The organism is Dyella monticola (genome assembly GCF_003363155.1).
Lineage (GTDB): Bacteria > Pseudomonadota > Gammaproteobacteria > Xanthomonadales > Rhodanobacteraceae > Dyella_B > Dyella_B monticola.
Genome location: NZ_QRBE01000001.1, coordinates 274,427 through 299,821, shown reverse-complemented (window position 1 = coordinate 299,821; position 25,395 = coordinate 274,427). Strand labels below are relative to the sequence as shown.

The following is a 25,395-nucleotide window of genomic DNA, read 5'->3' as shown; positions in this document are numbered from 1 at the left end:
TCCAAAGCTTTGCTCCGCCTCCGCCCTGTACGTGCGGCCGAAACATGCTGCGGTGCGATTTGACACGCTCCATTTAGATCGATCAAATCCACGCTTTGGCGCGGATTCTCTTCCGCACGCCACGCCACCGGGGTCACCCAATGTCAGCCCTCACCACCCGCTTCTCTCGACAGCAATTGCTTGTCCTCGCGCTTGCCTGCTTCGCTACCGTTGCCAGCGCGACGGGGAACGCGACGTTCTACACCTCGTTCGAAACGGGCCAGCCTGCGCCCATTCCCGGCTCGACAACCTCGTCCTTCAGCGTCTCCATTGCCGGCGGCCCGTCAGCAGACGATGCCTACAGCGCCAAGCCCGGTGTCGGCTTCACCGGGCTGCATTCGCTGCATTACTCAGGGCAAGCTGGCGGCAAGCAAGACGCGCAGATGTTCAACGTGGACATCCCGGTCGAGGCGAACACGCAACTGTCGTACTTGCTGTTTCCCTGCATGACCGCCAACGACCTGGACAACCCCTCCACCTACGTGGCTGTCGATCTGATATTCGATGATGGATCGCGCCTTTCCACGCTCCCGGCGCGCGACCAGCATCGCATCGCCGCCAATGCCCATGCGCAAGGTGCGGGCCACATCCTTTATGTGAATCAGTGGAACAAGCTGGACATTGCCGTCGGCAGCGTTGCGGCCGGACGGCATATCCGCCACATCGTGCTGATGCATGACGGTCCGGCGGGCGCATTCGAAGGCTTCCTCGACGATCTGCGTATCGGCGCGGCGCCCGCGCGCGACGAACATGCACGCCCCAGCGATTATGTGAACATCCTGCGCGGCACCAATTCCGGCTACACCTTCTCGCGCGGCAACAACATTCCCGCCGTCACGCTGCCGCATGGCTTCAATTTCTGGGTACCGGTTACCGACGCGGGATCGGATTGGATGTATCAGTACCAGCAGCGCAATGATGCCGAAAATCGCCCGCGCATCGAAGCCTTCTCGCTGTCGCACGAACCCAGCCCCTGGATGGGCGATCGACAGACCTTTCAAATGATGCCAGCGGCCGTCGCCAACGGCGCGCCCGGCGCGAACAGGCAGGCGCGCGCCTTGAGCTTCAGCCACGCGAACGAAATCGCGCACGCGCATTACTACAAGGTCACTTTCGACAATGGCATCGTCGGTGAAATGACGCCAACCGACCATGCCGCGATGCTGCGCTTCACCTTCCCCGGCCAGCGCGGGCAGCTCGTGTTAGACAATCGCACGGATGAAGGTGGCATCACACTCGATCCGGCGCATCGCCGTTTCAGCGGCTACTCCGATGTAAAGAGCCGACTATCCACGGGCGCCACGCGCTTGTTCTTCTACGCCACCGTGGATCAGCCGATTGCGCAAAGCGGACGGCTTGCCGGTGAAGGTCGCGATCGCGTCACGGCATGGATCGGATTCGATACGTCGAAAACGAAAACGGTGAACGTGCGCATCGCCACATCGCTGATCAGCCTCGAGCAGGCCAAGCGCAACCTGGACATGGAAATCGCGCCGCACGAAGGTTTCGATGCCGTGCGCGAGCGCGCCCAGGACACCTGGGACAAGCAGCTCGACGCGGTGAAGGTGCAAGGCGCCAGTTACGGCGAACTGGTCACGCTGTATTCCAATATGTATCGCTGGCTGATGTATCCCAATTCGGCGTACGAGAACACCGGCACGGCAAGCCACCCGATCTATCGCTATGCCAGTCCGTTCTCCGCCGCCGTCGGCGAAAATACGCCGACGCATACCGGCGCGCGCATTGTCGATGGCCAGGTGTTCGTCAACAACGGTTTCTGGGATACCTATCGCACGGCGTGGCCGCTCTATGTGCTGCTGGCGCCGCAGGAAGCCGGTCATTTGATCGATGGTTTCGTGCAGGAATATCGCGACGCCGGCTGGATCGCACGCTGGTCCTCGCCGGGATACGCCGATCTGATGGTCGGCACCAGCGCCGATGTGGCCTTTTCGGATGCCTGGCTCAAAGGCGTGCACAATTTCGACGTGCAATCGTTCTACCAGGCAGCGCTGAAGGATGCCACCGTGGTAAGCCCATTGCGCGGTACCGGCCGCAAGGGTTTGCAACGTTCCATCTTCAATGGCTACACCGACGATGCGGTCACGGAAGGTTTCTCATGGTCGATGGACGGCTATATCGCCGACTTCGCCATCGGCAATCTCGCCAGCGCGCTTGGCGCGCGGCATGACGCACACGATCCCTATCAAGCGCAGTACGCCGATGATGCCGCGTATTTCCATGACCGCGCACTGGATTATGCGAACCTCTTCAATGCCGATATCGGTTTCTTCGTCGGTCGCGATGCGCAAGGTCATTGGCGCTATACCAAGCAAAACTTTGATCCGCTGCGCTGGGGCGACGACTACACCGAAACGGATGGCTGGAACATGGCCTTCCACGCACCACAGGACGGTGCCGGCCTTGCCGCACTCTATGGCGGTCGCGCCGCATTGGCCGCGAAACTGGATCGATTCTTCGCCACACCCGGCATTTATCACACCGGTGGCTACGGCGAAGTGATCCACGAAATGCGCGAGGCACAAGCCGTGCGCATGGGCCAGTACGGTCACAGCAACCAGCCATCGCATCACATCATCTATATGTACGACTATGCCGGCGAGCCATGGAAAACGCAGGACAAGGTGCGCGATGTGCTTTCGCGGCTCTATGTGGGCAGCCAGATCGGCCAGGGTTATCTCGGTGACGAAGACAACGGCGAAATGTCCGGTTGGTGGCTGTTCGGCGCCATGGGCTTTTATCCGTTGCGCATGGGCACGCCGGAGTACGTGATCGGTGCACCCTACTTTCCGCACATGGATATCACGTTGGAAAACGGCAAGCACATCCTCATCAATGCACCTAATGTCAGCGACACCAATCGCTACGTGCAAGGCTTGCGCGTGAATGGTCAGCCATGGAACAAACTCACGCTGCCGCATGCGCTGCTCGCGCAAGGCGCAACGCTGGATTTCACCATGGGACCTGCGCCGTCCACCTGGGGCAGCGATGAACACGCGTTGCCGCCGTCGCTGACGACCACCGGCAAACCCGCACCGATGCATGACTTGGCCGGTCCGGATCAAGGTGAGTCAGGCAGCGAGCCGGCGATCGAAAACCTGAGCGCTTTGTTCGATCACACCAGTGATACCGAAACTCAGCTGCCCGGTTCGACGTCCACGGTGAGTTGGCATTTCGCGCAGCCGCGTACGGTGTCGATGTATACGCTCACGTCAGCCAAACAGGCGGCCGCCCCTTCGACGTGGACGCTGGAGACGTCTGACGATGGGCAGCATTGGACGGCACTCGACGCCAGACAAGGCGAACGCTTCCCCTGGCCGTTGCAGACGCGTGCCTTTGCTATACGCCAGCCCGGGCAGCATGCGTACTACCGGATCCGATTCGATAACGATGCGCCGAAAACATTGGCCGAGATCGGCTTACTCGGACGTTGAGGCCTTTCGCTCCCCCGCCCTCTGCAACGAGGGCGGAGGTAACGCGTCAACGTCACCCATATATCCAAGCGAAAGCCGGGCATCCCTCCCCTACGAGGAATAGGGGAGGTTTGAGGCAGGTTGAAGCGAACCTGCGGTGAACGGACATGGCGCAGCGAACTCGCGCCCCCGAACCCGCCCCCTCCTCCGCATTGCAGCAAAGGGTGCCGAGCCATGGCCGCGGCCAACATCTAGGCCGAAAGTCATGCACACAAGGCCACTCCCCACGGCTAATGTGGAGAGCTGGTACCCACAAAAAAGGTGATCGCCATGCAGCGATTCAAATGGATTCTCGCCGCCGCGATGGTGAGTTGCGGCACCGCTCTGGCCGCAGCGCCCGCGACGACTAGTGCACCCCCAGCAAAAACCGATCTGGGCATCGACCTCAAAGGCATCGACCATGCCATCAAGCCGGGCGACGATTTCTTCGGCTACGCCAACGGCACTTGGGTCAAGAACACGCAGATTCCGGCGGATCGCTCCAGCACCGGCACCTTCCTGCAGGTGTATCAGCTGGCGGAAAAGCAAACCTCGCAGTTGATTCGCAATATCGCGCAGGGTCATGCAGCGCCCGGCTCCAACGAGCGCAAGATCGCCGATTACTACGCGGCTTATATGAATGAGGCGAACATTGAAAAGTTTGGCCTCGCTCCACTGAAGGACGCATTCACTCGCATCGACGCCATCAAGACGCGCGACGATCTCGCCAGCGTGCTTGGCAGCCAGATGCGCGCCGATGTCGACCCCGTCAACGCCACCAACTTCCACACCGAAAACCTGTTCGGCCTGTTCGTTACGCAGGGCCTGGAAGATCCCTCGCACGACATGGCCTATCTGCTGCAAGGCGGCATCGCCATGCCGAGCCGCGACTACTACCTGTCGCAGGACAAGGACATGGTCCAGGCGCGCGCCAAATACAAAACCTATGTCACGTCGCTGCTGAAGCTGGCCGGTACGAAAGATGCAGAAGCGCAAGCCAACGCCATCATCAATCTGGAAACCAAGATCGCGCAAGCGCAGGAATCCCTCGTCGACAGCCAGGACGTGCACAAAGCCAACAACGTCTGGAGCATGAGCGACTTCGCGCAGAAAGCACCGGGCCTGAACTGGAACGCGTACTTCAAAGCGGCCGGCCTGGACGGCCAAACGCATATCGATGTATGGCAACCTTCGGCCACCACCGGTATCGCCAAGCTCGTAGGCAGCGAGCCACTGGAAACATGGAAGCAACTGCTGCGCTATCACGCGCTGGATGATGCCGCGCCATTGCTGCCCAAGACCTACGCCGATCTCAGCTTCGATTTCTACGGCACCACGCTGCAAGGCACACCCAAGCAGCAGGATCGCTGGAAGCGCGCGGTCGCTGCAACCAATACCGACTTGGGCGATGCGGTCGGCCAGATCTACATCAAGCACTATTTCCCGGCCTCGGCGAAAGCCAAAGCACAAGACATGGTGAAGAACATCGTCGCCGCATTCGACGAGCGCCTCAACACGCTCGCATGGATGACGCCGGCCACGCGCGCCAAGGCCAAAGAAAAGATCGCCACCTTGCGCGTCGGCGTGGGCTATCCGGAAACATGGCGCAACTACGCCTCACTGGAAATCAACGCGAATGATCCGCTCGGCAACCATGAGCGGGCGGAGTTGCTGGAATATCATCACCAGCTCGCCAAGCTCAGCCAGCCGGTGGATCGCGGCGAATGGTGGATGACGCCGCAGACCGTCAACGCTGTGAACCTGCCGCTGCAGAACGCGCTCAACTTCCCCGCCGCCATTCTGCAGCCGCCGTTCTTTGATCCCAACGCGGACGCCGCTGCCAATTACGGTGCCATGGGTGCCATCATCGGCCACGAAATCAGCCACAGCTTCGACAACACCGGCGCCGATTTCGACGCGCAGGGCAAGATGGAGAACTGGTGGACGCCTGAAGATGCCGCGCACTTCCAAGCTGCTACGCAAAAGCTCGTCAAGCAATACGACCAATATGAAGCACTGCCGGGTCTGCATGTGAACGGCCAACAGACGCTGGGCGAAAACATAGCCGACGTCTCCGGCCTCACGGCCGCGTATGCCGCTTATCACAAGTCGCTGGGCGGCAAGCCCGCGCCGGTGATCGATGGATTGACGGGCGATCAACGCTTCTTCCTTGCCTTTGGTCAGGCATGGCGCAGCAAGATTCGTGATGCAGCGCTGCGTCAACGCCTTGCCACTGACGTGCACGCCCCCGCCAATTTCCGTGCACAAACCGTGCGCAACATTGATGGGTGGTATGACGCGTTCAACGTGAAGCCGGGCGAGAAGCTTTATCTTGCACCGGATAATCGCGTAAAGATCTGGTAACCCTTCACCGCTGAAAACGAAAGGCCGCATTGTTCTGCAGTGCGGCCTTTTTGTTTGTGCCGGTGCAGGTCAATGGTCGTGCGCCTCGGATCGACCCAGCCCCAAGCCGCCGATACCTGCCATGGTCTTGCTGTCAAAGCCGGCAAGCTCGGCAAAATGTTTGCCGCGGTCTGCGTAATCGTGGAATTGATCGAAACTGGGTGCGCCCGGTGAAAGCAGCACAACGCCGCCCTCAGGGGTGATGATTTGCGCCATGTCGACGGCATCGGCAAGTTTGTCGACATCGCCCAGTGGTATTTCAGACCTGGCCGACCGCAGTGCCGCCGCAATGCGCGGACCATTTCCGCCTTGCGTCACAATGCGCAACGCCGATCGCCCCGCCACCGCCTGCACGAAGGGTGACCAATCCAGACCACGGTCATGCCCACCCACGATGACCGTCACTTCACGACCGCGCAAACTGTCAAGCGCAGCAATCGTGGCCAGCGGCGTCGTGCTGATGGAATCGTTGATCCACTGCAGGCCATGACGCTCACCGAGTGGCTGAAGACGATGCGGAAGGGCCTGGAAATCCGATAGCGCAGGCGCCGCAGCCATGGCGTCCAGCCCCATGGCTTCCAGCGCGGCCAATGCGGCGCATGCATTCAAGGCATTATGCAAACCAGGCACGGGCAATTGATTCAAGGCAAATACAACCGTGTCGCCGCGGCAGATGAATTCATTCGCGACATGCCAGCCTTCCGCGCTGCCGAACACTATCCGGTTAGCATGCGTCGCGGTTTTCTCCAGCAGCGGCAATTGTTCGGCGTTGACCAATAACAGACGCGCCGCGTCGGCGAGCTTGAGTTTGTCCGCCACGTAGCGTTCGCGCGAGCCGTGCCAGTCGAGATGTTCCTCGTACAGGCTCGTGATGACACCGAGTTCGATAGGCCCTGCTTCGCCGGTCTGGAAACTCGATAGCTCGATCGCCCATAGGTCGGCCTGCTGATCGAGCAATTCGAGCAGCGGCAGCCCGATATTGCCAGCCAGTGCGGTGCGCACGTTCAATGCTCGCGCAAGATGCGCGATGAGTGCCGTGGTTGTGCTTTTACCTTTCGTCCCCGTGATGGCAACCACGCGCGCCTGTGGATTTTCCGCAAACCACAAGGCTGTCCCGGACGTAAAACGTGTGCCTTGCGCCTGCGCCGTAAGGATGGCCGGTTTGTACGCGGAAATACCGGGCGACTTCACCACCACATCGTAAGCGCTGAGGGCGACGGCGTCGGGTTCATGGGCAAATACCTGCAACGCGGCATCGAATGTTTGCGCATCGGCTCGCTCGGCTTCGCTGCAGTACAAAGCCAGCGTCATGCCGGGAAGGCGCTGGCGCAATGCACGGATCGCAGCGCGCCCTTCCCGCCCGAAGCCCCAGATGGCGACGCGCTTGCCTGCCAGCTCGGCGATGCCCATATCAGCCGATGGCCGCAAGTGCTGCGTGCAGACGTGCGGGGACGCGGTGCTCGCCCGCGGGTTGCAGCCACGGCTCCAGCGCGAGCCGTGAGGCATCGAGCTGCGGGAGGATTTCACTGCGGAAACGCGCCACGAGTGCGTCTTCCTGCCATTCCGGCCGCTGGCTCAGTGCATACATGGCAGCACGCGCTTCGGCACCCTCGCCCACGCATTCGAACGGCTTGTGATCGTGATATTCGAGCAGCGCGTCGAAGCCTGCCGCCTGCGATTCGTCATCGAGCACATTGCGGCCAAAGATAGCAAGCAAACGTGGCTTGGGGAGGAACGGCGCCAAGGCAAGAAACACGAAGTGGCACTTCGGACATTGGCCGCACCAACGATCGGCCGGCTTCGGGCCCAGGATCTTGAAGTTGCGGTTGCAGCTTGAGAAGACGCCGAAATACGGCGCGAGCTTTGAAAACGCGCGCGTAATGGCCAGCTCCGAATACGGGCGAAGCAAAGAGCAATAATCGAGATCCGCAGCGACATGCGTATGCAGCCAATCACTCAACAGGCGCTCGAACGTGAAGCCTTTGCTCCATTGGTGATTGACCTGCTGCCCTTCGTATTCCAACGTGGCCGCGGATGCGGAGCGTTCGTTGGCGAAGGCGATGCTGTCGTAACCGTAAAGCACGGCCGCGACGGCGAGAATGGCCGAGTTCACCGCAGTGACAGGAATATGGCCATTCCACGCACCCAGTCGATTCAACTCGAACAAGCCCGGCGCGAGTTCGCGCTGAATGTTCAGTGTGGGCAACCCGGTGCGTTCCGCACACGCTGCAATCAATGGTGAGTTGCCCACCCAAACGGCGGCGGCATCGGCGCCCATTTGCTTGATCGCTTCAGCAGCGACGAGCGAATCCTTGCCACCGCCAATGGGCACCAGGGTTCGTTTGGGCAAGTGGAGCACCGGTGCCTCCACTTTTCCGGACGGCTCACCGGAGCGCGGGAACGCAATGCGGCCGCGCAGATCCAGACCGTTGCGATAGGCGAATTCGGCCAGACCGTGCAGATACAACGCCTCAAGCAAGTCGGCGGTCGCATCGTCAAGCGGACCATCGGCCACTTCGAGCTTCGGCGGAACACCTGCTTTGTAATAACTGATGCCGGCAATCAGATGCAGCAGCTTGAGCGCTGCATCGAAAGCATGCTTGCGCTCCGGTGTCAGCGCCGGCGGTGCGGGAAAGCGCACGCGCTCGATCAGTTCCTCGCCGTGGTCGAACGCGTACACCAGCTCCGCCACGCCGTCGGCATAGCTATGACGGACGAAGTGGAAGACCTGGGTCAGGCGGGGTTGGATCGGTTGGGTCACTCAAAAAGCTCCAGTTTGCGCTTACGCCCTCTCCCCTTCGGGGAGAGGGCTGGGGTGAGGGGCCACGCTCGCCAGAGCGTCCGTGATGGCCGCCAACACTCCTTCACCATTCTGCACCCTCCCCCCGCAGGGAGAGGGGAAAAGCAGGAGCATCACTCGAGAATGATCTCTTGCGCCTCATCCCGCAGATTGTAAGGCGAAGACATCACTTTGCCGTAAGCGCCGGCCTGGGCGATCAGTACCACATCGCCCTCCTGCGCTTCGGGCAATCGGCGATCGGAGCCGATCACGTCACCGCTTTCGCAGATCGGGCCGACCACCTGATACAGCGCGGTCGCAGGCTCGTCCAGGCGGGTGAGGTTGACGATCTCGTGCCAGGCGTCATAGAGCGCGGGGCGAATCAGGCTGTTCATACCCGTATCCACGCCCAGATAGCGCCACGAACCCTTGCCTTTTTGCTGTGTGACGCGCGTAAGCAGCACGCCGGCGTCGGCCACGAGATAGCGGCCCGGTTCCATCCAAAGCTTGTAATGCGGATAGGCCGCCTTGACCTTGCGCAGCACATCGTCCAGCGCGGCGATGTCCAACCGCGCTTCGCCAGGATGCGAAGGCACGCCCAGGCCGCCGCCGATATCCAGGAACGTGACGCTGCCAATGCGTTCGGCGAGGCTGGCGAGCTGGCTGTACACCTCGCCCCAATGCTTGACGTCGAGGATGCCCGAACCCAAATGGGCGTGCAGGCCACGCACGGTAACGCCATGCGCATCGGCAAGCCGCAGGAATGCATCGATCTGATCCGCCGGCAGGCCGAACTTGCTGCCGCTGCCGCCCGTGCGCACTTTTTCGTGATGGCCAAGCCCGCGGCCGAGATCGACACGCAGCACGATCTCGCGACCACGGAATACGTCGCCCCAATGCTCGAGCGGATAGAGCGAATCCAGCGATACGGTGGCGCGAGTGGTGAACGCCCACGCATAGTCCTCTCGCGGCGCAAAGTTGGGCGTAAACAGCAGCGGTGCCGACTCAGGCACAGCGGCCATGACGGCTTTCAATTCGCCGGGCGAGACGCACTCAAAACCATACCCCTCTTCGGCCAGCGCGCGCAGGATGGCCGGATGCGTGTTGGCCTTCACCGCATAATGCAGGCGATCGACCGAGGTGAGCGATTTCAGCTCGCGCGCCTGCTTGCGCGTGGTCGGCAAGTGATACACGTAGCGCGGCGTCGCCTGCGCGCCTAGCGCGAGCAGATGATCGCGGCACTCGCTGCGCCACCACGCATCGGCGGCAACCACGGTTTCGCCGCTGCCGTAGAGGCTTTGCCAGCTCGACCCGAACAGCGCACTGTCGTCCGTACGTAGTGCGCCGGCGGCAATCAGCATTTCGTGCAGGCGAGGGATGAGCTCGTCGACGACGCTCTCATCCACCACGAAGGTGAGGTTGAGGTTGTTGGACGATTGCGAAATCAGGTGCACGCGCAATTGGCCAAACTCCGCCAATACGCCGGACAAGGTATGCAGCATCGACCGCATGCCACGGCCGACCATGGTGATGGCCGCGCACGGTGCGATCACTTTGACGCGACATACCTTTGCAAGATCGCTGGCGAGTGCGGCCACGGCATCGGAGTCGAGCAGGTTTTCGGTGGGATCGAGCGACACCGTCACGTTGGTTTCGGCCGAACTGATCAAATCCACCGACAGACCATGCTGCTTGAACTGCGCGAACACATCGGCAAGGAAGCCGACCTGCTGCCACATGCCGACCGACTCCATCGACACCAGCGTGAGGCCTTTGCGCGCACTGATCGCCTTGACGCTGGGCGCGTGCTCGCGCACTTCAGGGCCGATGACGGTGCCGTCCAGCTCGGGGCGGTTGGTATCTTTGATCAGCATCGGTACGCGCGGTTCGCGCAGCGGCGACAGACAACGCGGATGCAGCACTTTCGCGCCGGTGGAAGCGATTTCCTGGGCTTCCTCGTAGTCGAGTTTCTGCAATAGGCGCGCACCTGGCACCTGGCGCGGATTGGCCGTAAACATGCCGGCCACGTCGGTCCAGATTTCCACCCGTTGCGCTTTCAGCAATGCACCGAAATACGAGGCCGATGTATCCGAGCCGCCACGACCGAGCAGCACCGTGCGGCCCTGCGCTTCGCGTGCGATGAAACCCTGCGTGATGAACACCTCGCCCAGCTGCGCCAGGCGTGCATTCAGGGCCGCATCGGGTTTGGCCTCGACCATCGCCGAGAGCAGCTTGGTGCGCTCGTTCTGATTGGGCAGCGCGATCGCGGCAAGGCACTCGCGTGCATCCACCCATTGCGTGGTCAAGGCGCTGTGGGTGAGAAACGAAGCCCCCAGCGCGCTGGACATCAATTCACCGTGCGCTTGGATCAACGCGGCCCACGCCAGTTCGCCCAGCGCGGCCGGGCCATCTTCGGCAAGCGTGGAGAGATCACGCAACCGCGCGGCCAGCGTGTCGGGCACGGGCAGCTGCATGTGATCGAGCAGATCGTAGTGACGCTGCGCGATGGCTTTGTACGCCTCGATACGTTTGCCTTTGTCTTCCTGGCCGCACATGTGTTTGAGTGCGTCGGTGATGCCGGTGAGCGCGGACACGACCACCAGCACGCGCGCACCTTCGGTACGACGGCTGGCAACGAGTTCGCGGATGTTCTGCCAGCGCGGCAGGGTGGCGACACTGGTGCCGCCAAACTTCATCACGATCCAGGGAGCGCCGGCAGAAAGCGGCGCGGGGGCGTTCGAGGTCACGGTTTCTCTGTCTAGGGCTGCGGAAAAGTCAATTCCGCCAGTGTTGCGCTGCGTCAGCCGGAATGCAACCGGCGATTGGGCATATCGTTTGGATGGCTAAATGCGGGACGCCCTCCCCCGCTTGCCGGGAGGGCTTCGGTGGCGTGAGCTTGCCGCAAAGTTCGAGTTCGATGCGCATGGCTGCACCCCACCCCGGCCCTCCCCTACTGCACGTAGAGAAGGGAGCAGATGGTCGCATTCATTCAACCAATACAGGAATCTTGCCGATCTTCGCCTGCCACTCGCGCGGCCCCGTCTTGTGCACCGAGGTACCGGCCGAATCCACGGCCACCGTCACCGGCATGTCCTTGACCTCGAATTCGTAGATCGCCTCCATGCCCAAATCCTCGAATGCCAGCACGCGACTGGCCTTGATGGCCTTGGACACCAGATATGCCGCGCCGCCCACCGCCATCAGATACACCGACCGGTGCTTCTTGATCGCCTCGATGGCGGCCGGGCCGCGCTCGGCCTTGCCGACCATGCCCAGCAGGCCCGTCTGCGCCAGCACCTGTTCGGTGAATTTGTCCATGCGCGTGGCGGTGGTCGGGCCGGCCGGGCCGACGACTTCTTCGCGCACCGGATCGACCGGGCCCACGTAATAGATGAAGCGGCCATTGAAATCGACCGGCAGCGTCTCGCCCTTGTTCAGCATATCCACCATGCGCTTGTGCGCGGCGTCGCGGCCGGTGAGCAGCTTGCCGTTGAGCAGCAGCACTTCGCCGGGCTTCCAGGTCGCCACATCCTCGCGCGTGAGCGTGTCCAGATTCACGCGGCGGCCCTTGGAGGTGTCGTAGGTGAGCTTGGGCCAGTCTTCCAGCGACGGTGGATCGAGCATCACCGCGCCCGAACCATCCAGGGTGAAATGCGCGTGGCGCGTGGCCGCGCAATTGGGAATCATCGCCACCGGCAAGTTGGCGGCGTGAGTGGGGTAATCCTTGACCTTTACGTCGAGCACGGTGGTGAGGCCACCCAGCCCCTGCGCACCGATACCGAGCGCGTTGACCTTCTCGTACAGCTCGATGCGCAGTTCCTCGGCGCGATTGCGCGGGCCGCGCGCGATCAGATCCTGGATATCGATCTCTTCCATCAGTGCTTCCTTCGCCAGCAGCATCGCCTTCTCGGCCGTGCCGCCGATACCGATGCCCAGCATGCCCGGCGGGCACCAGCCGGCGCCCATGGTCGGTACGGTTTTGAGCACCCAATCGACGATGGAGTCGGAAGGGTTGAGCATGACGAACTTGGACTTGGCCTCCGAACCGCCACCTTTGGCCGCGACGATCACATCGACCGTATCACCCGGCACGATCGAAACATTGATCACTGCCGGCGTATTGTCTTTCGTGTTGCTGCGCTTGCCGGCCGGATCGGCCAGCACGCTGGCGCGCAGCTTGTTGTCCGGATCGTTATAAGCACGGCGCACGCCCTCGTTGACCATGTCCTCCAGGCTCATCGTCGCGTCCCAGCGCACATTCATGCCCACCTTCAAAAACACGGTGACGATGCCCGTGTCCTGGCACAGCGGGCGATGCCCTTCGGCGGCCATGCGCGAGTTGATCAGGATCTGTGCCATCGCATCCTTGGCGGCGGGCGATTCCTCGCGCTCATAGGCTTTGGCGAGGCTGGTGATGTAGTCGACGGGGTGGTAGTAACTGATGTACTGCAGAGCGTCGGCGACGGACTGGATCAGATCGTCTTGCTTGATGATGGTCATGGCGATGGCTTCGGCTGGGGAATGACGCCCGGCGAGCCTTGCACTCGTTGGGCATAACCACCTTATTGTGCCCCAAATACGCCCTGCATAAAAAAAGCGGCCGCACGAGGCGACCGCTTTGGATAGCAATAAACAGTTGAATCAGAAGCGATATTCAGCCTGCAGCGAGTACATGCCGATGCGGTTGCTGCCTTCGAACATGCTGCGGTCGCCACCGCCCTTGCTAACCGGCGCACGATACGTGTCATAGGCAAGACCGACGCTGAAGTGCTGGTTGACGTTGTAGCCGCCACCCACACCGAAGTATTCGCCGGTACCCACGGCTACTGCGCTAGCACCCATCTTGTAGTTGGCCGGGCTGGTGCCCAGGAAGCGACTTTCCATCAGAGTGCGCGCCCGGAACCAACCACCACGCGCATCCAGATACCAATGTTCGCTGATGTTGTAATTGAGGTTGCCGCCCAGCAGCCAGCCGCGCGTCTTCACCTGCACGCGTCCGGCACCCACGCCATCCGCGCTGGCACATGCATTGGCATTGCCAAGGAAGCCATAACCGGCTTCGACGCCGTAATCCACCACGCTGTTCCAGCGATAGCCCGCGCGCAGTGCGCCGGCCTTGCCGGTGTTGCTGAAGTGGTTGTTTGCCACGCCGGAAAACGGATTGCTGACGTTGTAATGGGAGGCACCCGCGTTGGCATTGACGAAGGCGTTGCCGCTGTCGGCCAGAGCCGCGGACGAAACCGTGCCCAGTGACAGCGCGATAGCGAGGGATGCGAGCGTGCGCATGAGTGAACTCCTTGTGGGGTTTTAGGGGATTCCATCGATCGAACCGCGCGATAGGGGGAAGCGGTTCGGGGCGTAAAAATTTTGCAAAAGGTACCCAATCGCACTGCGGATACCTAAAGAGACATCCGATGCAAAGGTAGGGATTCACCTACGCAAATCCGTTTAAGGCAATGCCTATGCAAACCTGGGCACGCGATTTGTTCTGCATGAACGACGCAGACAAGGTCAGTTTGCCGTTAAGTCGAGAAAAATTTCAGATATCACTGCCACATGAAATGTCTTCTCACCTACATGCATTTCAGAAACTTCCAGGTTCCGTTTCAGCGCTATAGGCTCATTTGTGCGACGCGATGCTGATCGCCAGGGGGACGGGCAACGTCGCAGGGAAGACCTTTATCAGCCACATGCGCAACGGCCTCCGTTCGTGCACGGCAAAGTGCGTGTCGTTTGCGCCTCTGCCGCCTGCGTGCGTGCCCTGCGCTCATCCGGGAGGAGCAACATGTTTGCAACGCTGCATCGCAAGTCGCTTTCGATGTCCCTTGGCGTACTACTGGCCGGCGCAAGTGCCTGCACCTGGGCTGCGTCCACCACGGCTGCAGTGGACGCAGGCGCGGCACCCGCCAATCAAACCGCGCAAGTCACCTTGATTTTGAAGTTGCACAATCAAGCAGCGCTGGAGGATTACATCCGCCAGACCGTCACGCCAGGCAGCGCGCACTATCAGCAATTCCTCAGCACCAGCCAATTCGCGCAGCAATATGGCGCAACCAATGCCGACATCGCGCGCGTGCAGTCTTACCTGCGCGCCCAGGGGCTGAGCGGCGAGGTATTGCCAAGCCATCTTGCGGTCCGCATCAGCGGCACGGTAGGGCAGTTCAACCAGCTGTTCCAGACCTCCGTTCACAACTATGTCTCGCATGAGAATGGTCGTGGTTTCCATAAGCCGGCTATCCATCCGCAGGTGCCTTCGGCCATCAGCGACGTCGTGGATGTGATCTCCGGCCTGAGCAACGAGAACCTCTATCGTGCTCATCATGTCTCCGCGCCGGCATTTGCAGCGCTCGGCGCAGCGAATGCGAAAACGAATGCGTTGTCGGCGAAGGGTTCCAGCGGCGCCAGCAGCAACCCCACTGCCTCTGGCATTCCGGGCGAGTACACCGTGGGTGACGTGGCCAACTTCTACGACATCAATCCGCTTTATAAACGCGGCGTAGTGGGTAAAGGTTCGACCGTGGCGATCGTGACGCTGTCGAATTTCTACCCGAGCGACGCCACCACGTATTGGTCGGATATCGGCCTTGCCACCAAGCCCAACCGCATCACCCAGGTGCATGTGGACGGCGGTGGCGCCATCGATGGCGGCAGCGGTGAAACCAGCATCGATGTGGAGCAGTCCGGCGGCATTGCGCCGTACGCCAACATCATGGTGTATGACGCGCCCAATACGCAGTCCGGCTATGTCGATGCGTTTGCGCAAGCGGTTTCCGATAACGTTGCCGACAGCATTTCAACGAGCTGGGGCGGTCCGGAAATCTTCGACTTCGCCGCGCTCAATGTGAATGGCGCCAGCGACACCGACACCACCGATGCAGGCGATCTGCGCGCGTTCCACGCCATCTTCCTGGAAGCGGCAGTGCAAGGGCAGTCGCTGTTCGCGGCAGCGGGCGATTCGGGCGCGTATGACACGGTGCGCGAACTGGGCACCGGCACCGGCGCAGGTGACTTCACCGCACCGCTTACTGTGGATGCGCCGGCTTCCGATCCGTACATCACCGCAGCCGGCGGCACCACCACGCCGTACAGCTATGCGTTCGGCAACGGTCCGGTCGCGTCGATAACGCAGGAAAGCGTATGGGGTTGGGATTACATCCAGAACTACTTCGACACCTACGTTCAGCCCATCAATCTGTTCTCATCGGGCGGCGGCGGCGGCGGCGTGAGCGTGTATTGGCATACGCCGTTCTATCAGTTGTTCACCAACGGCATCCGTCGCAGCGAACCGAACCAATCGCTGGTCTATAACGATCCCAGCGCCGGCCCCACCACGCTGCTGAAGCTGCCCAGCCATTTCGCTGGCCGCAACGTACCGGATATTTCGCTCAATGCCGATCCGGAGACTGGCTATCTGTATGTTTCCACCGTAGACGGCGGCCTCAACTCAGGTGAAGGTGGCACCAGCTTCGTGGCGCCGCAGCTCAACGGCATCAGCGCCTTGCTGCGGCAGAGCACGGGCCATCGCATCGGCTTGTGGAACCCGCAGGTATATGCGCTGCAGAACATCTTTGGCTACGGCTCGTTCTCCGCGTTCAGAAGCATTCGCGCCGGCGACAACTGGTTCTACCACGGTGCCCCGCACTACAATCCGGGTGCAGGTATCGGCGCGCTGGATGTGGCGAATCTGGATGTGTTCTTGCGTAGCGGGTTTTAAGTCACTGGACTCGCGAGTTCGCCGCAATGTATTTCCTCCCCTACGACGCAGGGGAGGGTCAGGGTGGGGTCAAACAACCTCGCGGTGAATTCAAATCGTGCGGTACGCAGGCGCCCTCTTCCCTCCCCGCGCAGGGGAGAGGGCATGAGCACGGATATCAATTGCTATGATGAGCACTCATCTCGCAACGTGGTGTATCCATGTCCAAACGCCGCTTCATGCAGCTCGATGTATTTTCCCGCCAACCGTTGAAAGGCAATCCGCTGGCGGTAGTGATCGATGGCAATGGCCTCGATGAAGACACGATGCGTGCGTTCGCCCGCTGGACCAATCTTTCGGAAACCGCCTTCCTGCTGCCGCCGACGACGCCGGAAGCGGATTACCGCGTGCGCATTTTCACACCGCACCAGGAGTTGCCGTTTGCCGGCCACCCCAGCGTCGGCAGCGCGTATGCGGCGATCGAAGCTGGGCTGGTTCCACGCACCAAGCATGCGTTGATCCAGGAATGCGCCGCGGGTCTGTTACCTATCCGCGTCGATGGCGATGATGCCGAGCGCAGCATTCATGTGCAGGCCCCACCTGCGCGCGTGCATCGCGTCGATGACCCATTACGTCGGCTCGTTGGCGATGCACTGCGTTGCACCTTGGACGAGGAGCAGTTGCGCCTCGTCGACAATGGACCGCATTGGCTGATCTGCGATCTGCGCGATGCATCGCACGTGCGCGGCCTTGAACCCGATTTGCCGGGCATCGCCGCTTTGTGCCGCAACTACCACGCCATCGGGGTGAGTGTCTTCGGCGCCGAGCGCGCAGGCGGTGTTGCCATGGCAGTGCGCGCGTTCTGTCCGGCCGACGATATTCCGGAGGATCCGGTCACCGGCAGCGCCAACGCCGCGATCATGGCATTGCTCACCGAGCGTGGCGCGCATCGCTACGGATCGCGCTACCGCGCCAGCCAAGGACGCGAAATTCAGCGTGACGGTTATGTGGATGTCGCACGCGATCCTGCCAGCGGCGCCATCACCATTGGCGGCGATTGCGTGATTACGATTCGCGGCGAGCTGGAACTTTGAACGACAAACATCGCAACGGCCGCGCGATGGCGGCCGTTGCAGAACATGTCACACGCGCTTAGAAACGGTATTCGAACGTGGCACCGTACATACCGGTGTTGAAACGGCGGCTGTAGATACCATCCGCATGGGTCTGATAGCTGTCGTAGTTGAACGCAATGCCGGCATGTTGAGTGAAGTCGTAGCCCAAGCCGATGCCCGCATACACACCGTCACCGCTGGCGCTGCTCGACGTGGTGCCGTAGGCATCGTTGACCGTAGCATGCACATTGGAGTGGTACCAACCCAGCCGACTGGAAACAAACCAATCACTCTGGCCGAAGTGCGCCTTGAAGTTGCCACCGAGCATGCTGCCGCGGTTGGTGACCGACGCGTGCAGGCTTGGCGAATAGCCGTAGGTGTAGGTGTAGTCGTTGTAGCTGCCGGTGACTTTGCCCAGATCCACGTAACCGGCTTCTACGCCCCAGGTCATCGGGCCACCGTTCCACAGGTAACCCAGGCGAACGGCGCCGGCCGTGCTGGTGGTGTTTTGAAGGTTGCTGATGTTGGCGTTGGAGCCGGCCACTTCACCGTTGACGAAGAAGTTGCCGTCCACCGCCATCGCACTGCTGGAAACGGCCGCGAGCGCGAACGCCACGGCGATCATCGAAATCCTTTTGTCCATTGAAGCCCTGCTTGCTAGTTTTTGTTGTCGATGCGATGCGCCGGTCACTTGACCGGCATCCCCTCCTTCACTTGCACGATCCTGATTGTGCAAGCTTTTACACCCAGCCACCGTGCAGGCGACCGGGGCCGCCATTGTAAAAATCGCCGGCAGCGGCGCAAGGGCCGCCCTTGGCAGCTTGCCGTGACGCGACCCGATTGCGATGCTCTGGCTTTCCGATCCCAAAGGCGCAGTCATGACATCACCGGTTACGGGTTACCAGCGCAGTCTTCGCTTGAGAGACGCCGCGCTGGTGGTCATTGGCGGCATCATTGGCGGCGGCATCTTTCTCAACCCGGGCATTGCCGCGCAGCGCACCGAATCGGGGCTGGCGCTGTTGCTGATGTGGGTAGGCGCCGGGGTGCTCACGCTGATCGGCGCGCTGTGCTATGCCGAGCTGGGCGCGCGCCGCCCGCATGCCGGCGGCAGCTATGTCTACCTGCGTGAAGCGTTCGGCCCGCTGGCCGGATTTCTGTTTGGCTGGACCATGCTGCTGGTGATCTATTCCGGCTCGAGCGCGGCGGTGGCGACCATTTTCGCCAGCTACGCCGCCGCGGTGTTCGGATTGCCCGCCGGCATGGCCACGCCGCTGGCGATTGGCGCGCTGGCCCTGGTGGCGCTCATCAATCTGTTTGGGCTGAAGTTCGGCGTGCACATGCAGAACCTCTTCACGCTGCTGAAGCTGCTGGCGGTAGCGGTGCTGGTAGTGTGCGGCCTGTTTCTCGCGGGGGTGGGCAGCACGCCGCTGCTGGCGGCCGATCCGGCGCACCGCGGCGTGGGTTTCATGAGCGCTTCGCTGCCGGTGCTGTTCGCCTACTCCGGCTTCACCTACCTCAACAACCTGGCTGGCGAAGTGAAGGAACCGCAACGCACGCTGCCCCGCGCGCTGCTGCTGGGCATGCTGGGTGTGATCGTCGCCTATGCACTGGTCAATGTGGCCTATCTGGCCGTGCTGGGCCACGGCGGACTGGCGCTCAGCCGTACGCCCGCCGCGGATGTGATGGGCAAAGTGTTCGGCTCGGCCGGGGCCAAGCTCATTGCCGTAGGCATCGCCATTTCCACCTTCGGCTTCTGCAACATCACGCTGGTGGCCGGCGCGCGTGTATTGCAGGTGATGGGTGAAGACGGCCTGTTCTTCGCCAGCGTGGGGCGTCTGCATCCGCGCCACCACACACCCAACCTGGCGCTGGTGCTGCTGGTGGGCTGGTCGATCGTGCTGGTGCTTTCAGGCAGTTATGGCCAGCTGCTTGACTATGCCACTTTCGGCGACTGGCTGGCCTGCGCGGTCGGCGTGAGCACGCTGTTCTGGTACCGCCATCGGCAGCGCAGCGAAGCGGTGGTTTTCCGCGTACCCGGCTATCCGCTGCTGCCGCTGACTTTCATTGCCACGATCGCGCTGGTGGTGGTTCAAAGCCTGCGTACAAGCCTGGTCAATACGGGGATCGGCCTGGTGATCATGGCGGCCGGCATTCCGGTGTACCTGGTCTGGCGACGATTGTTCAGCCCGGTGCACTAGGGATGCTCTGATCAAACCTACGTAGGCGGCATGCTGTTCAGAAGGCCCGCAGGATGTGTTGCGCGACGCAGGGCAGACTGGCCGCCTGTTTTAAGTCGCGCGGCGCAGCCTGCGGGCCTTCTGAACATCACCCTTCGGGCCAGCGCTGTCCCTCCGCATGCCTTCGGCCCATCATGTCGGCAGACAGCCAATCTGCCTTCCCCGGTGGTCCTGTGGCCTGCGAACGGAAAGCACTGGTGACGCCTGCGTAGATTTGACCAGAGCATCCCCAAAATTCTTGCGCCGATGCGACAATGCTCAGATAGGTACCAAGGAGACCCTACCTGATGGCGCAAGACCACGCCGCGCTCCCCACCAAAGCCACGGATATCACGCCGGTGCCGGTTCGTTCGGGCATCGATCTCACCATCAATGGCGAATCTTTCCGCCATACCGGCGATCCCGACATGCCGTTGCTGTGGTACTTGCGCGACGTGCTGCAGCTTAACGGCACCAAATACGGTGGCGAGCATGGGAAAGGCGGCGCGGACCTGGTGCTGGTGGACGGCAAGGCGACCTCCGCGATCGGCATACCGATGAGCAAGCTCGGCGGCAAACATATCGTTACGGTGGAAGGCTTGGCCGATACCAAGGGCAACCTCCATCCGCTGCAGCAGGCTTTCATCGATGAAGATGCGATCGGTTGCGGCTATTGCACGCCGGGTTGGCTGATGGCCTCGATGGACCTGCTCAACCGCATCAAGAACCCTTCCGACAACGACATCGACACGCTGCCCAATCTGTGTCGCTGCGGCTGCCAGACGCGCGTGCGCCAAGCCATCAAGCGTGCCGTGGCGGCCATGAAGCAGGGAGCGAAGGCATGAGCGGCACGGTCCGGTTGTCTCGCCGCCGCTTCTTGCAGGTGATGGCCGGCACTGCGGGCGCATTGATCGTGGGCATTGGCGCCGCCGATGCGAGCACGCCACCGGTGCCATCGGACATGCTGGGCGATGCATTGTCCGAATTGGGCGCATACGTGCGCGTCGACGCGGATGGCAGCGTACTGATCGGCGCGCGCGATCCGGAAACAGGCACCGGCGTGGCGACCTCGCTCACGCGGATCATCGCCGATGAAATGGATGCCGACTGGCAACGCGTGCGTGTGATTCCGCTGGGCCTCGGCGTCGCCGACGACAATGGCAAGCCGCGTTGGCTGTATGGCCAGCAAGTCGGTGGCACGGGCAATTCCATCCCGCGCGCATGGCGCGATTTGCGTTCCGCCGGCGCACTCGCACGCCGGCTGCTGCTGCAGGCCGCCGCGCAACAGCTCGGCGTAGCCGCCGAACGTTTGCGTACCGAAAAAGGCACCGTGATCGCGCCCGATGGCCGGCGCCTCAGCTACGGCTCGCTCGCGGCGGCCGCTGCGAAGATCACGCCAACGCCGCAGCCCATCGTGCTCAAGGCGCCGGATCATTACAGCTTGATCGGCCAGTCCGCCGGCGACGTCGACGCGCGTGAGATCGTCACGGGACAAACGCCCTACGCACTCGATCAGCATTTCGGTGACATGGTGGTCGCCGTGCTCTCGCATTGCCCATGGCCGGATGGAGAGCTCACCGGCCTGGACAGCAGCGCAGCGCTTGCCATCAAGGGCGTCATGAAAGTGGTGGAGCTCAAGCCCGATCCGAAGCTGCCGCCCGGTGAAACGGTGATTGCACCTGCCGTGGCGGTGATCGCAAAAACCACCTGGGCCGCGCTGCAAGGCCGTCGCGCGTTGAAACTCGCCTGGAAACCCGGCGCCAGTGGTACCGAAAGCAGCGCAGCACTGGAACAACAAGCCACGGGGCTGCTCAACAGCGACGCCGCCCCCACCACGCGCGTGCGCGATGATGGGGACATCGACAAAGCAAAACGCAAGGCTGCGCGCCGCGTCGAAGCGGTGTATTACCAGCCCTGGCTTGCGCACGCCACCGCCGAGCCGATGAATTGCCTGGTGCGCCTGGACAAGACCAGCGCCACACTTTATGTGCCCACGCAATCGCCACGACAAGCGTGGACGGTAGTGCAGCGCCTCACTGGCCTCGCACCCGATCAGATCGACATTCGCGTACCACGCGTGGGCGGCGGTTACGGCCGCCGCCTCGATCATGATTACGTCGCCGAAGCGGTGTTGCTGGCCAAGGAAGTGGACAAGCCGCTGCAACTGTTCTGGCCGCGCGACGAAGACCTCTCGCACGATTTCTATCGCTCCGGCTGCGTGCACAAACTCAACGCCATCGTCGATGCCAAGCGCAACATCATTGCCTGGAACCAGCGCATGGCCAGTGCATCGGCGCTCACCGGGCGTGGAGTGTCGAGCGATCATTTGTGGACCTCCGAAGTGGGCGCCAATCAATTGCCCGCTGGATTGGTACCCAATTACCGCAGTGACTGGTTCAGCGTTGCCTCCTCGCTGCCGCGCGGTCCGCATCGCGGCATGCCCGATGTCGCCAATGCGTTTGTCGTGGGCAGCTTCCTTGACGAGATCGCGCATGGGCTGAAGGAAGATCCACTCCTCACCCACCTGCGTTTGATCGGCGAACCGCGATTGATTCCCTTGCAGGGTGGTGGTGCCATCGACACCGCACGCCTGGCGAATGTCTTGAAGCTCGTCACCGATCGCATCAGTTGGAAGGATTGGCTGCACTCCGTAAATGGCTTGGGCATCGCCTGCTGGTACATGGACGGCGCGTACGTCGCACACGCGATTGAAGTGTCGATGCAGGGTGAAAAACTCACCATCGATCGCGTCGTATGCGCGGTGGACGTAGGCCGCGTGATCAACCCGATGGGGCTGGAAGGCCAGGTGGCCGGCGCCACGCTCGACGCACTTTCCACTGCGCTCAACCTTGCCATTACCGTCAAGGACGGCAAAGTGCAGCAGAGCAACTGGAAGGATTACCCCCTTGCCAGCATGGCGCAGTTGCCGCGCAGCGTTGAAGTGATCACCGTGCCGGGCGAAGGCGACCCTGCCGGCGCAAGTTTTCTGGCGATGCCCACCGCGGCACCGGCGCTTGCCAATGCCGTGTTCCGTGTCAGCGCGGTGCGCGTGCGCAGGTTGCCGTTGATGAAGGAACTTCTGCGGTTGCTGTGAAGCGCGATGCGCCCCCTGCCCTGCTTGCAGGGGAGGGCGCTGGCGACGGGAGTATGCAGCGCAATGCTTTCAGCTCGCCCTACCCACCTTTGCCAACAACGCGCGCCGCCGTTGGAGACTCGCCTGCGGCCAATACGTCTCCCGATCGTAATACGCATCCAGCACCGGCACGCCCGCTGGAATCATCACCCACGGCTGCTTGGATTGCGTGTAGATATGGATGTCCGGTGGGAAACGATCTGGATCGTCGAGCGTACCCACACGCACGAAACGGATCAGCTCACCCGCTCCCGCATAGGTGCTCCATAAAGCGAGGCGACACTCCGGACAACGCGAGATGTTCTGCCCTCGCCCGCTGCACGATGGTGTGTGCACCACGTCCACCTCGCCACAAAGCAGCTCCACCCGTTCGGCCTCAATCATCGCGTTGAGCGCGAACGCGCTGCCGGTTTCACGCTGACACCAGCGACAATGGCAGCAATGCACGAACAACGGGTTGTCGGTCATGCGATAACGCACCCGCCGGCAATCGCAACCGCCTTCGAAAGCGTAGGCACCTTCGTTCATGGCATCGCTACCTCGTCAGTGGAATTGATCGCTCGCCGGCACCCATGAACTCGACGCATGCGCCGGCGCGTTGAACGGCTTCGGCGACGGCAGTGACGTAACCGGCGCAGAAGATTCACAGCCCGGCGGTAGCGGGCCGCCACTGAGACGCGCCGCGGCGCACTCGGCGCTGTTGTCCAACACAACGGGTGACGCAGGCGCCGACGCACTTGCCGCGGGCGCCGGTGCGGTCTTGGGTATCGACGCATTCTGCGTCGGCAGGTTCAAGCGATCGTAGACCTTCTTATCCAACGGCTGCGCGGGTGGATCGGGATTGTGGCAGCCGAACAGCGCCGAGGGCAGCAGCGGCATAATCGCGCATTGGATACGCACGCCTTGCGGCAGGTTGAAGGTGTGTTTGATCGTGGTTTTTTCCACGGCATGTCGCAATGCCGTGTCGACGGAACTTTCCCCTTCCGGCGTCCAGTATTTATCGAACACGGTCGGGCGATACTTCGGAAGATTCGTGTTGTGCGACATGATCTCCGTGTCGCCACGCGGCTTGAGCTGGATATAGGTGCCGTTTGGCGTACCGGGCGTACCGCCACCCGTCTGGCCCGCCGTGTTGTTGCCAGTACCGATGGCCGGCGATGGTTGTGTGCCTTGGCTGCCGTTGTTTTCTGTTGCCGACTGGATCACCCCGTTAGGCTGCCCGGGATTGGCCGTTTCGCTGCCTTGAGGCGTGGCGTTGGGTGCCGTGCTGACGCTTTCTTTGCCTTCGTTCGCGGGCGCATTCGATGGCGAGGTGCTTGGTGCGGGAGTGCTGGTGGCCACCGTGGCCTTTTCGGTGCTGGGCGAGGTGGCAGGCTTGGTTTGTGTCTGCGGCGTGGCCGGTGTCGTGGACGGCGCCGGACTCATCTGCGGGCGCAGCGATACCTCCGGCACGGCAAGCTTCGGCGCTTCGATGCTGAGCGCCGGCGCCGCGGGTGTGACGCTTGGCGTCTGCGCAACCGTCGGCGTGACGGGAACCGGCGCAAGTTGCGGGGTTTCCTGGGGACGCACGACCGGACCCGCCTCCACCGGCGATACGCGCGACACGCTGGGCGTCACCAATGGCGTGGCCAGTGCTTGCAAGTTCACCGTCGGCGACACCTGCGCAGGCTGCGGAATCGGCTGCAGCGACGGCGATGGCGGCGCTGCCGCAGCCTGGCTGGATTGTACGGTTGCGACGCTGGGCATCTGCACCGGCGTCAACGATGGTTTTTCCGCCGCGATCGTGGGCGGTGCCGCCGTCAATGCCGATTGCGCAGGTTGCGTGGGAAGCGCCACCGACGGCAGCGGCGGCATCGGCTGCGTGCCTTCCGGTTGCGGTTTGCGCACGGGTTCGGGTTGAAATGGCGGCGGTATCGGCTGCGGAACCTGCACCGCCTGCAACGACGGCGCCGGAGGCGGCAACCCCACCGGCGTGGGCTGCACGATCGGCGGCGGCGAAGGTTTGGGTAGCGTGATCGGTGGCAATGGCGCGGCTGATTGCTGTTGCTTTTGCGCCGCCGGTGGCTGCTTCTGCGCGACGACCGGCTCCTGTTTGGGCGCTGGCGCAGGCGGTTGTGTCACGACAGCGACGGGGGCGGCGGTCGAGATTTCGTGGGTGGCGTGCGTTACCTGTGCCGTGTTGCCGCGATGCGTCGGGCCGTGTTCCTTCGGGGGCACACCGCGAATCGGCGGCGGCGGTGGCGGCGGCTGGGGTTTGTTCTCGATCAGGCGCACCAACAATGCATTGCCTTTCGGCTCAGGCGGCGGTGGCGGCAGCTCATAAGCGGGGCCGAGTATTACCCCGAGCAGCACCATCAGATGCACCAGCAGCGTGCCGATCAATCCCAACAGGTTCAGCAGCCGATCGCGCGGTTTGTCCCGCAAGCGGCGCCGATAGACCATCGCCCACGTCGCCGCATCGCGCGGCGACTTGATCACGACGACCTGTCTGGGCGAGGCGGGCTTATCGGGAGGCGGCTGCGACATGGCGCCAGTGTAATGGGCATG

The 25,395-nt window shown here is 62.2% G+C and carries 15 protein-coding genes; 7 read left to right on the top strand and 8 right to left on the bottom strand.

Translation table 11 applies throughout. From position 1 onward, the window contains the following. Positions 1 to 140 precede the first annotated feature (140 nt). Both DWU98_RS01175 and DWU98_RS01170 read left to right on the top strand, forming a co-directional pair. Positions 141 to 3,491 (top strand): GH92 family glycosyl hydrolase, encoded by a 3,351-nt coding sequence (locus DWU98_RS01175; protein ID WP_115493645.1) that lies wholly within the window; start codon positions 141 to 143, stop codon positions 3,489 to 3,491. A gap of 309 nt (positions 3,492 to 3,800) precedes the next feature. After that, positions 3,801 to 5,873 (top strand): M13 family metallopeptidase, encoded by a 2,073-nt coding sequence (locus DWU98_RS01170; RefSeq protein WP_115493644.1) that lies wholly within the window; start codon positions 3,801 to 3,803, stop codon positions 5,871 to 5,873. Between the two features lie 69 nt (positions 5,874 to 5,942). Here the strand turns inward: DWU98_RS01170 and murD are convergent, their stop codons facing one another. The 5 genes from murD to DWU98_RS01145 form a co-directional block, all read right to left on the bottom strand. Further along, positions 5,943 to 7,322, bottom strand: a complete 1,380-nt coding sequence (murD, locus tag DWU98_RS01165; protein WP_115493643.1) for a UDP-N-acetylmuramoyl-L-alanine--D-glutamate ligase — start codon at positions 7,320 to 7,322, stop codon at positions 5,943 to 5,945. Between the two features lies 1 nt (position 7,323). Then, on the bottom strand, positions 7,324 to 8,673 hold the full coding sequence (murL, locus tag DWU98_RS01160) for a UDP-N-acetyl-alpha-D-muramoyl-L-alanyl-L-glutamate epimerase (RefSeq protein ID WP_115493642.1): 1,350 nt from the start codon (positions 8,671 to 8,673) through the stop codon (positions 7,324 to 7,326). Between the two features lie 152 nt (positions 8,674 to 8,825). Then, a complete protein-coding gene (locus DWU98_RS01155; protein ID WP_268990226.1) occupies positions 8,826 to 11,438 on the bottom strand; it encodes a bifunctional aspartate kinase/diaminopimelate decarboxylase in 2,613 nt (870 codons plus the stop codon). Positions 11,439 to 11,676: 238 nt separating this feature from the next. Next, positions 11,677 to 13,191, bottom strand: a complete 1,515-nt coding sequence (locus tag DWU98_RS01150; RefSeq protein WP_115493640.1) for a fumarate hydratase — start codon at positions 13,189 to 13,191, stop codon at positions 11,677 to 11,679. A gap of 141 nt (positions 13,192 to 13,332) precedes the next feature. Then, the gene (locus tag DWU98_RS01145) at positions 13,333 to 13,977 is read right to left on the bottom strand and encodes an outer membrane protein (RefSeq protein WP_115493639.1); all 645 of its coding nucleotides are present in this window, start codon (positions 13,975 to 13,977) and stop codon (positions 13,333 to 13,335) included. 499 nt (positions 13,978 to 14,476) lie between these two features. Here DWU98_RS01145 and DWU98_RS01140 point away from each other — a divergent pair, with 499 nt between their 5' ends. Both DWU98_RS01140 and DWU98_RS01135 read left to right on the top strand, forming a co-directional pair. Next, positions 14,477 to 16,405: a S53 family peptidase gene (locus DWU98_RS01140; RefSeq protein WP_115493638.1), complete on the top strand. Its 1,929-nt coding sequence runs from the start codon at positions 14,477 to 14,479 to the stop codon at positions 16,403 to 16,405. Between the two features lie 200 nt (positions 16,406 to 16,605). After that, on the top strand, positions 16,606 to 17,478 hold the full coding sequence (locus DWU98_RS01135; protein ID WP_115493637.1) for a PhzF family phenazine biosynthesis protein: 873 nt from the start codon (positions 16,606 to 16,608) through the stop codon (positions 17,476 to 17,478). 58 nt (positions 17,479 to 17,536) lie between these two features. Here DWU98_RS01135 and DWU98_RS01130 read toward each other — a convergent pair whose 3' ends face one another. Beyond that, on the bottom strand, positions 17,537 to 18,142 hold the full coding sequence (locus DWU98_RS01130) for an outer membrane beta-barrel protein (RefSeq protein WP_158544920.1): 606 nt from the start codon (positions 18,140 to 18,142) through the stop codon (positions 17,537 to 17,539). 235 nt (positions 18,143 to 18,377) lie between these two features. Between DWU98_RS01130 and DWU98_RS01125 the strand changes: the two genes are divergently transcribed. The 3 genes from DWU98_RS01125 (at position 18,378) to DWU98_RS01115 (ending at position 22,809) form a co-directional block, all read left to right on the top strand. Continuing rightward, complete coding sequence (locus tag DWU98_RS01125) at positions 18,378 to 19,697, top strand: APC family permease (protein WP_115493635.1); 1,320 nt, start codon at positions 18,378 to 18,380, stop codon at positions 19,695 to 19,697. 326 nt (positions 19,698 to 20,023) lie between these two features. Then, positions 20,024 to 20,560, top strand: coding sequence for a (2Fe-2S)-binding protein (locus tag DWU98_RS01120; protein WP_115493634.1), 537 nt, complete (start codon positions 20,024 to 20,026; stop codon positions 20,558 to 20,560). Continuing rightward, positions 20,557 to 22,809, top strand: a complete 2,253-nt coding sequence (locus DWU98_RS01115) for a xanthine dehydrogenase family protein molybdopterin-binding subunit (RefSeq protein WP_115493633.1) — start codon at positions 20,557 to 20,559, stop codon at positions 22,807 to 22,809. Before DWU98_RS01120 ends, DWU98_RS01115 begins: the two co-directional genes overlap by 4 nt. 69 nt (positions 22,810 to 22,878) lie before the next feature. Here the strand turns inward: DWU98_RS01115 and DWU98_RS01110 are convergent, their stop codons facing one another. Both DWU98_RS01110 and DWU98_RS01105 read right to left on the bottom strand, forming a co-directional pair. Next, entirely contained in the window at positions 22,879 to 23,376 is a 498-nt protein-coding gene (locus tag DWU98_RS01110) for a GFA family protein (protein ID WP_115493632.1), read from the bottom strand. 15 nt (positions 23,377 to 23,391) lie between these two features. Further along, positions 23,392 to 25,374 carry a hypothetical protein gene (locus DWU98_RS01105; RefSeq protein ID WP_115493631.1) on the bottom strand — a complete coding sequence of 661 codons (1,983 nt, stop codon included), beginning with the start codon at positions 25,372 to 25,374 and terminating at the stop codon, positions 23,392 to 23,394. Positions 25,375 to 25,395: the final 21 nt, after the last annotated feature.

Excerpts from the sequence above, each read along its gene's own strand:
- DWU98_RS01175 (WP_115493645.1), top strand. The coding sequence starts at position 141 with ATGTCAGCCCTCACCACCCGCTTCTCTCGACAGCAATTGCTTGTCCTC.
- DWU98_RS01170 (WP_115493644.1), top strand. The coding sequence starts at position 3,801 with ATGCAGCGATTCAAATGGATTCTCGCCGCCGCGATGGTGAGTTGCGGC.
- murD (WP_115493643.1), bottom strand. The coding sequence starts at position 7,322 with ATGGGCATCGCCGAGCTGGCAGGCAAGCGCGTCGCCATCTGGGGCTTC.
- DWU98_RS01150 (WP_115493640.1), bottom strand. The coding sequence starts at position 13,191 with ATGACCATCATCAAGCAAGACGATCTGATCCAGTCCGTCGCCGACGCT.
- DWU98_RS01145 (WP_115493639.1), bottom strand. The coding sequence starts at position 13,977 with ATGCGCACGCTCGCATCCCTCGCTATCGCGCTGTCACTGGGCACGGTT.
- DWU98_RS01140 (WP_115493638.1), top strand. The coding sequence starts at position 14,477 with ATGTTTGCAACGCTGCATCGCAAGTCGCTTTCGATGTCCCTTGGCGTA.
- DWU98_RS01135 (WP_115493637.1), top strand. The coding sequence starts at position 16,606 with ATGTCCAAACGCCGCTTCATGCAGCTCGATGTATTTTCCCGCCAACCG.
- DWU98_RS01130 (WP_158544920.1), bottom strand. The coding sequence starts at position 18,142 with ATGGACAAAAGGATTTCGATGATCGCCGTGGCGTTCGCGCTCGCGGCC.
- DWU98_RS01125 (WP_115493635.1), top strand. The coding sequence starts at position 18,378 with ATGACATCACCGGTTACGGGTTACCAGCGCAGTCTTCGCTTGAGAGAC.
- DWU98_RS01120 (WP_115493634.1), top strand. The coding sequence starts at position 20,024 with ATGGCGCAAGACCACGCCGCGCTCCCCACCAAAGCCACGGATATCACG.
- DWU98_RS01115 (WP_115493633.1), top strand. The coding sequence starts at position 20,557 with ATGAGCGGCACGGTCCGGTTGTCTCGCCGCCGCTTCTTGCAGGTGATG.
- DWU98_RS01110 (WP_115493632.1), bottom strand. The coding sequence starts at position 23,376 with ATGAACGAAGGTGCCTACGCTTTCGAAGGCGGTTGCGATTGCCGGCGG.
- DWU98_RS01105 (WP_115493631.1), bottom strand. The coding sequence starts at position 25,374 with ATGTCGCAGCCGCCTCCCGATAAGCCCGCCTCGCCCAGACAGGTCGTC.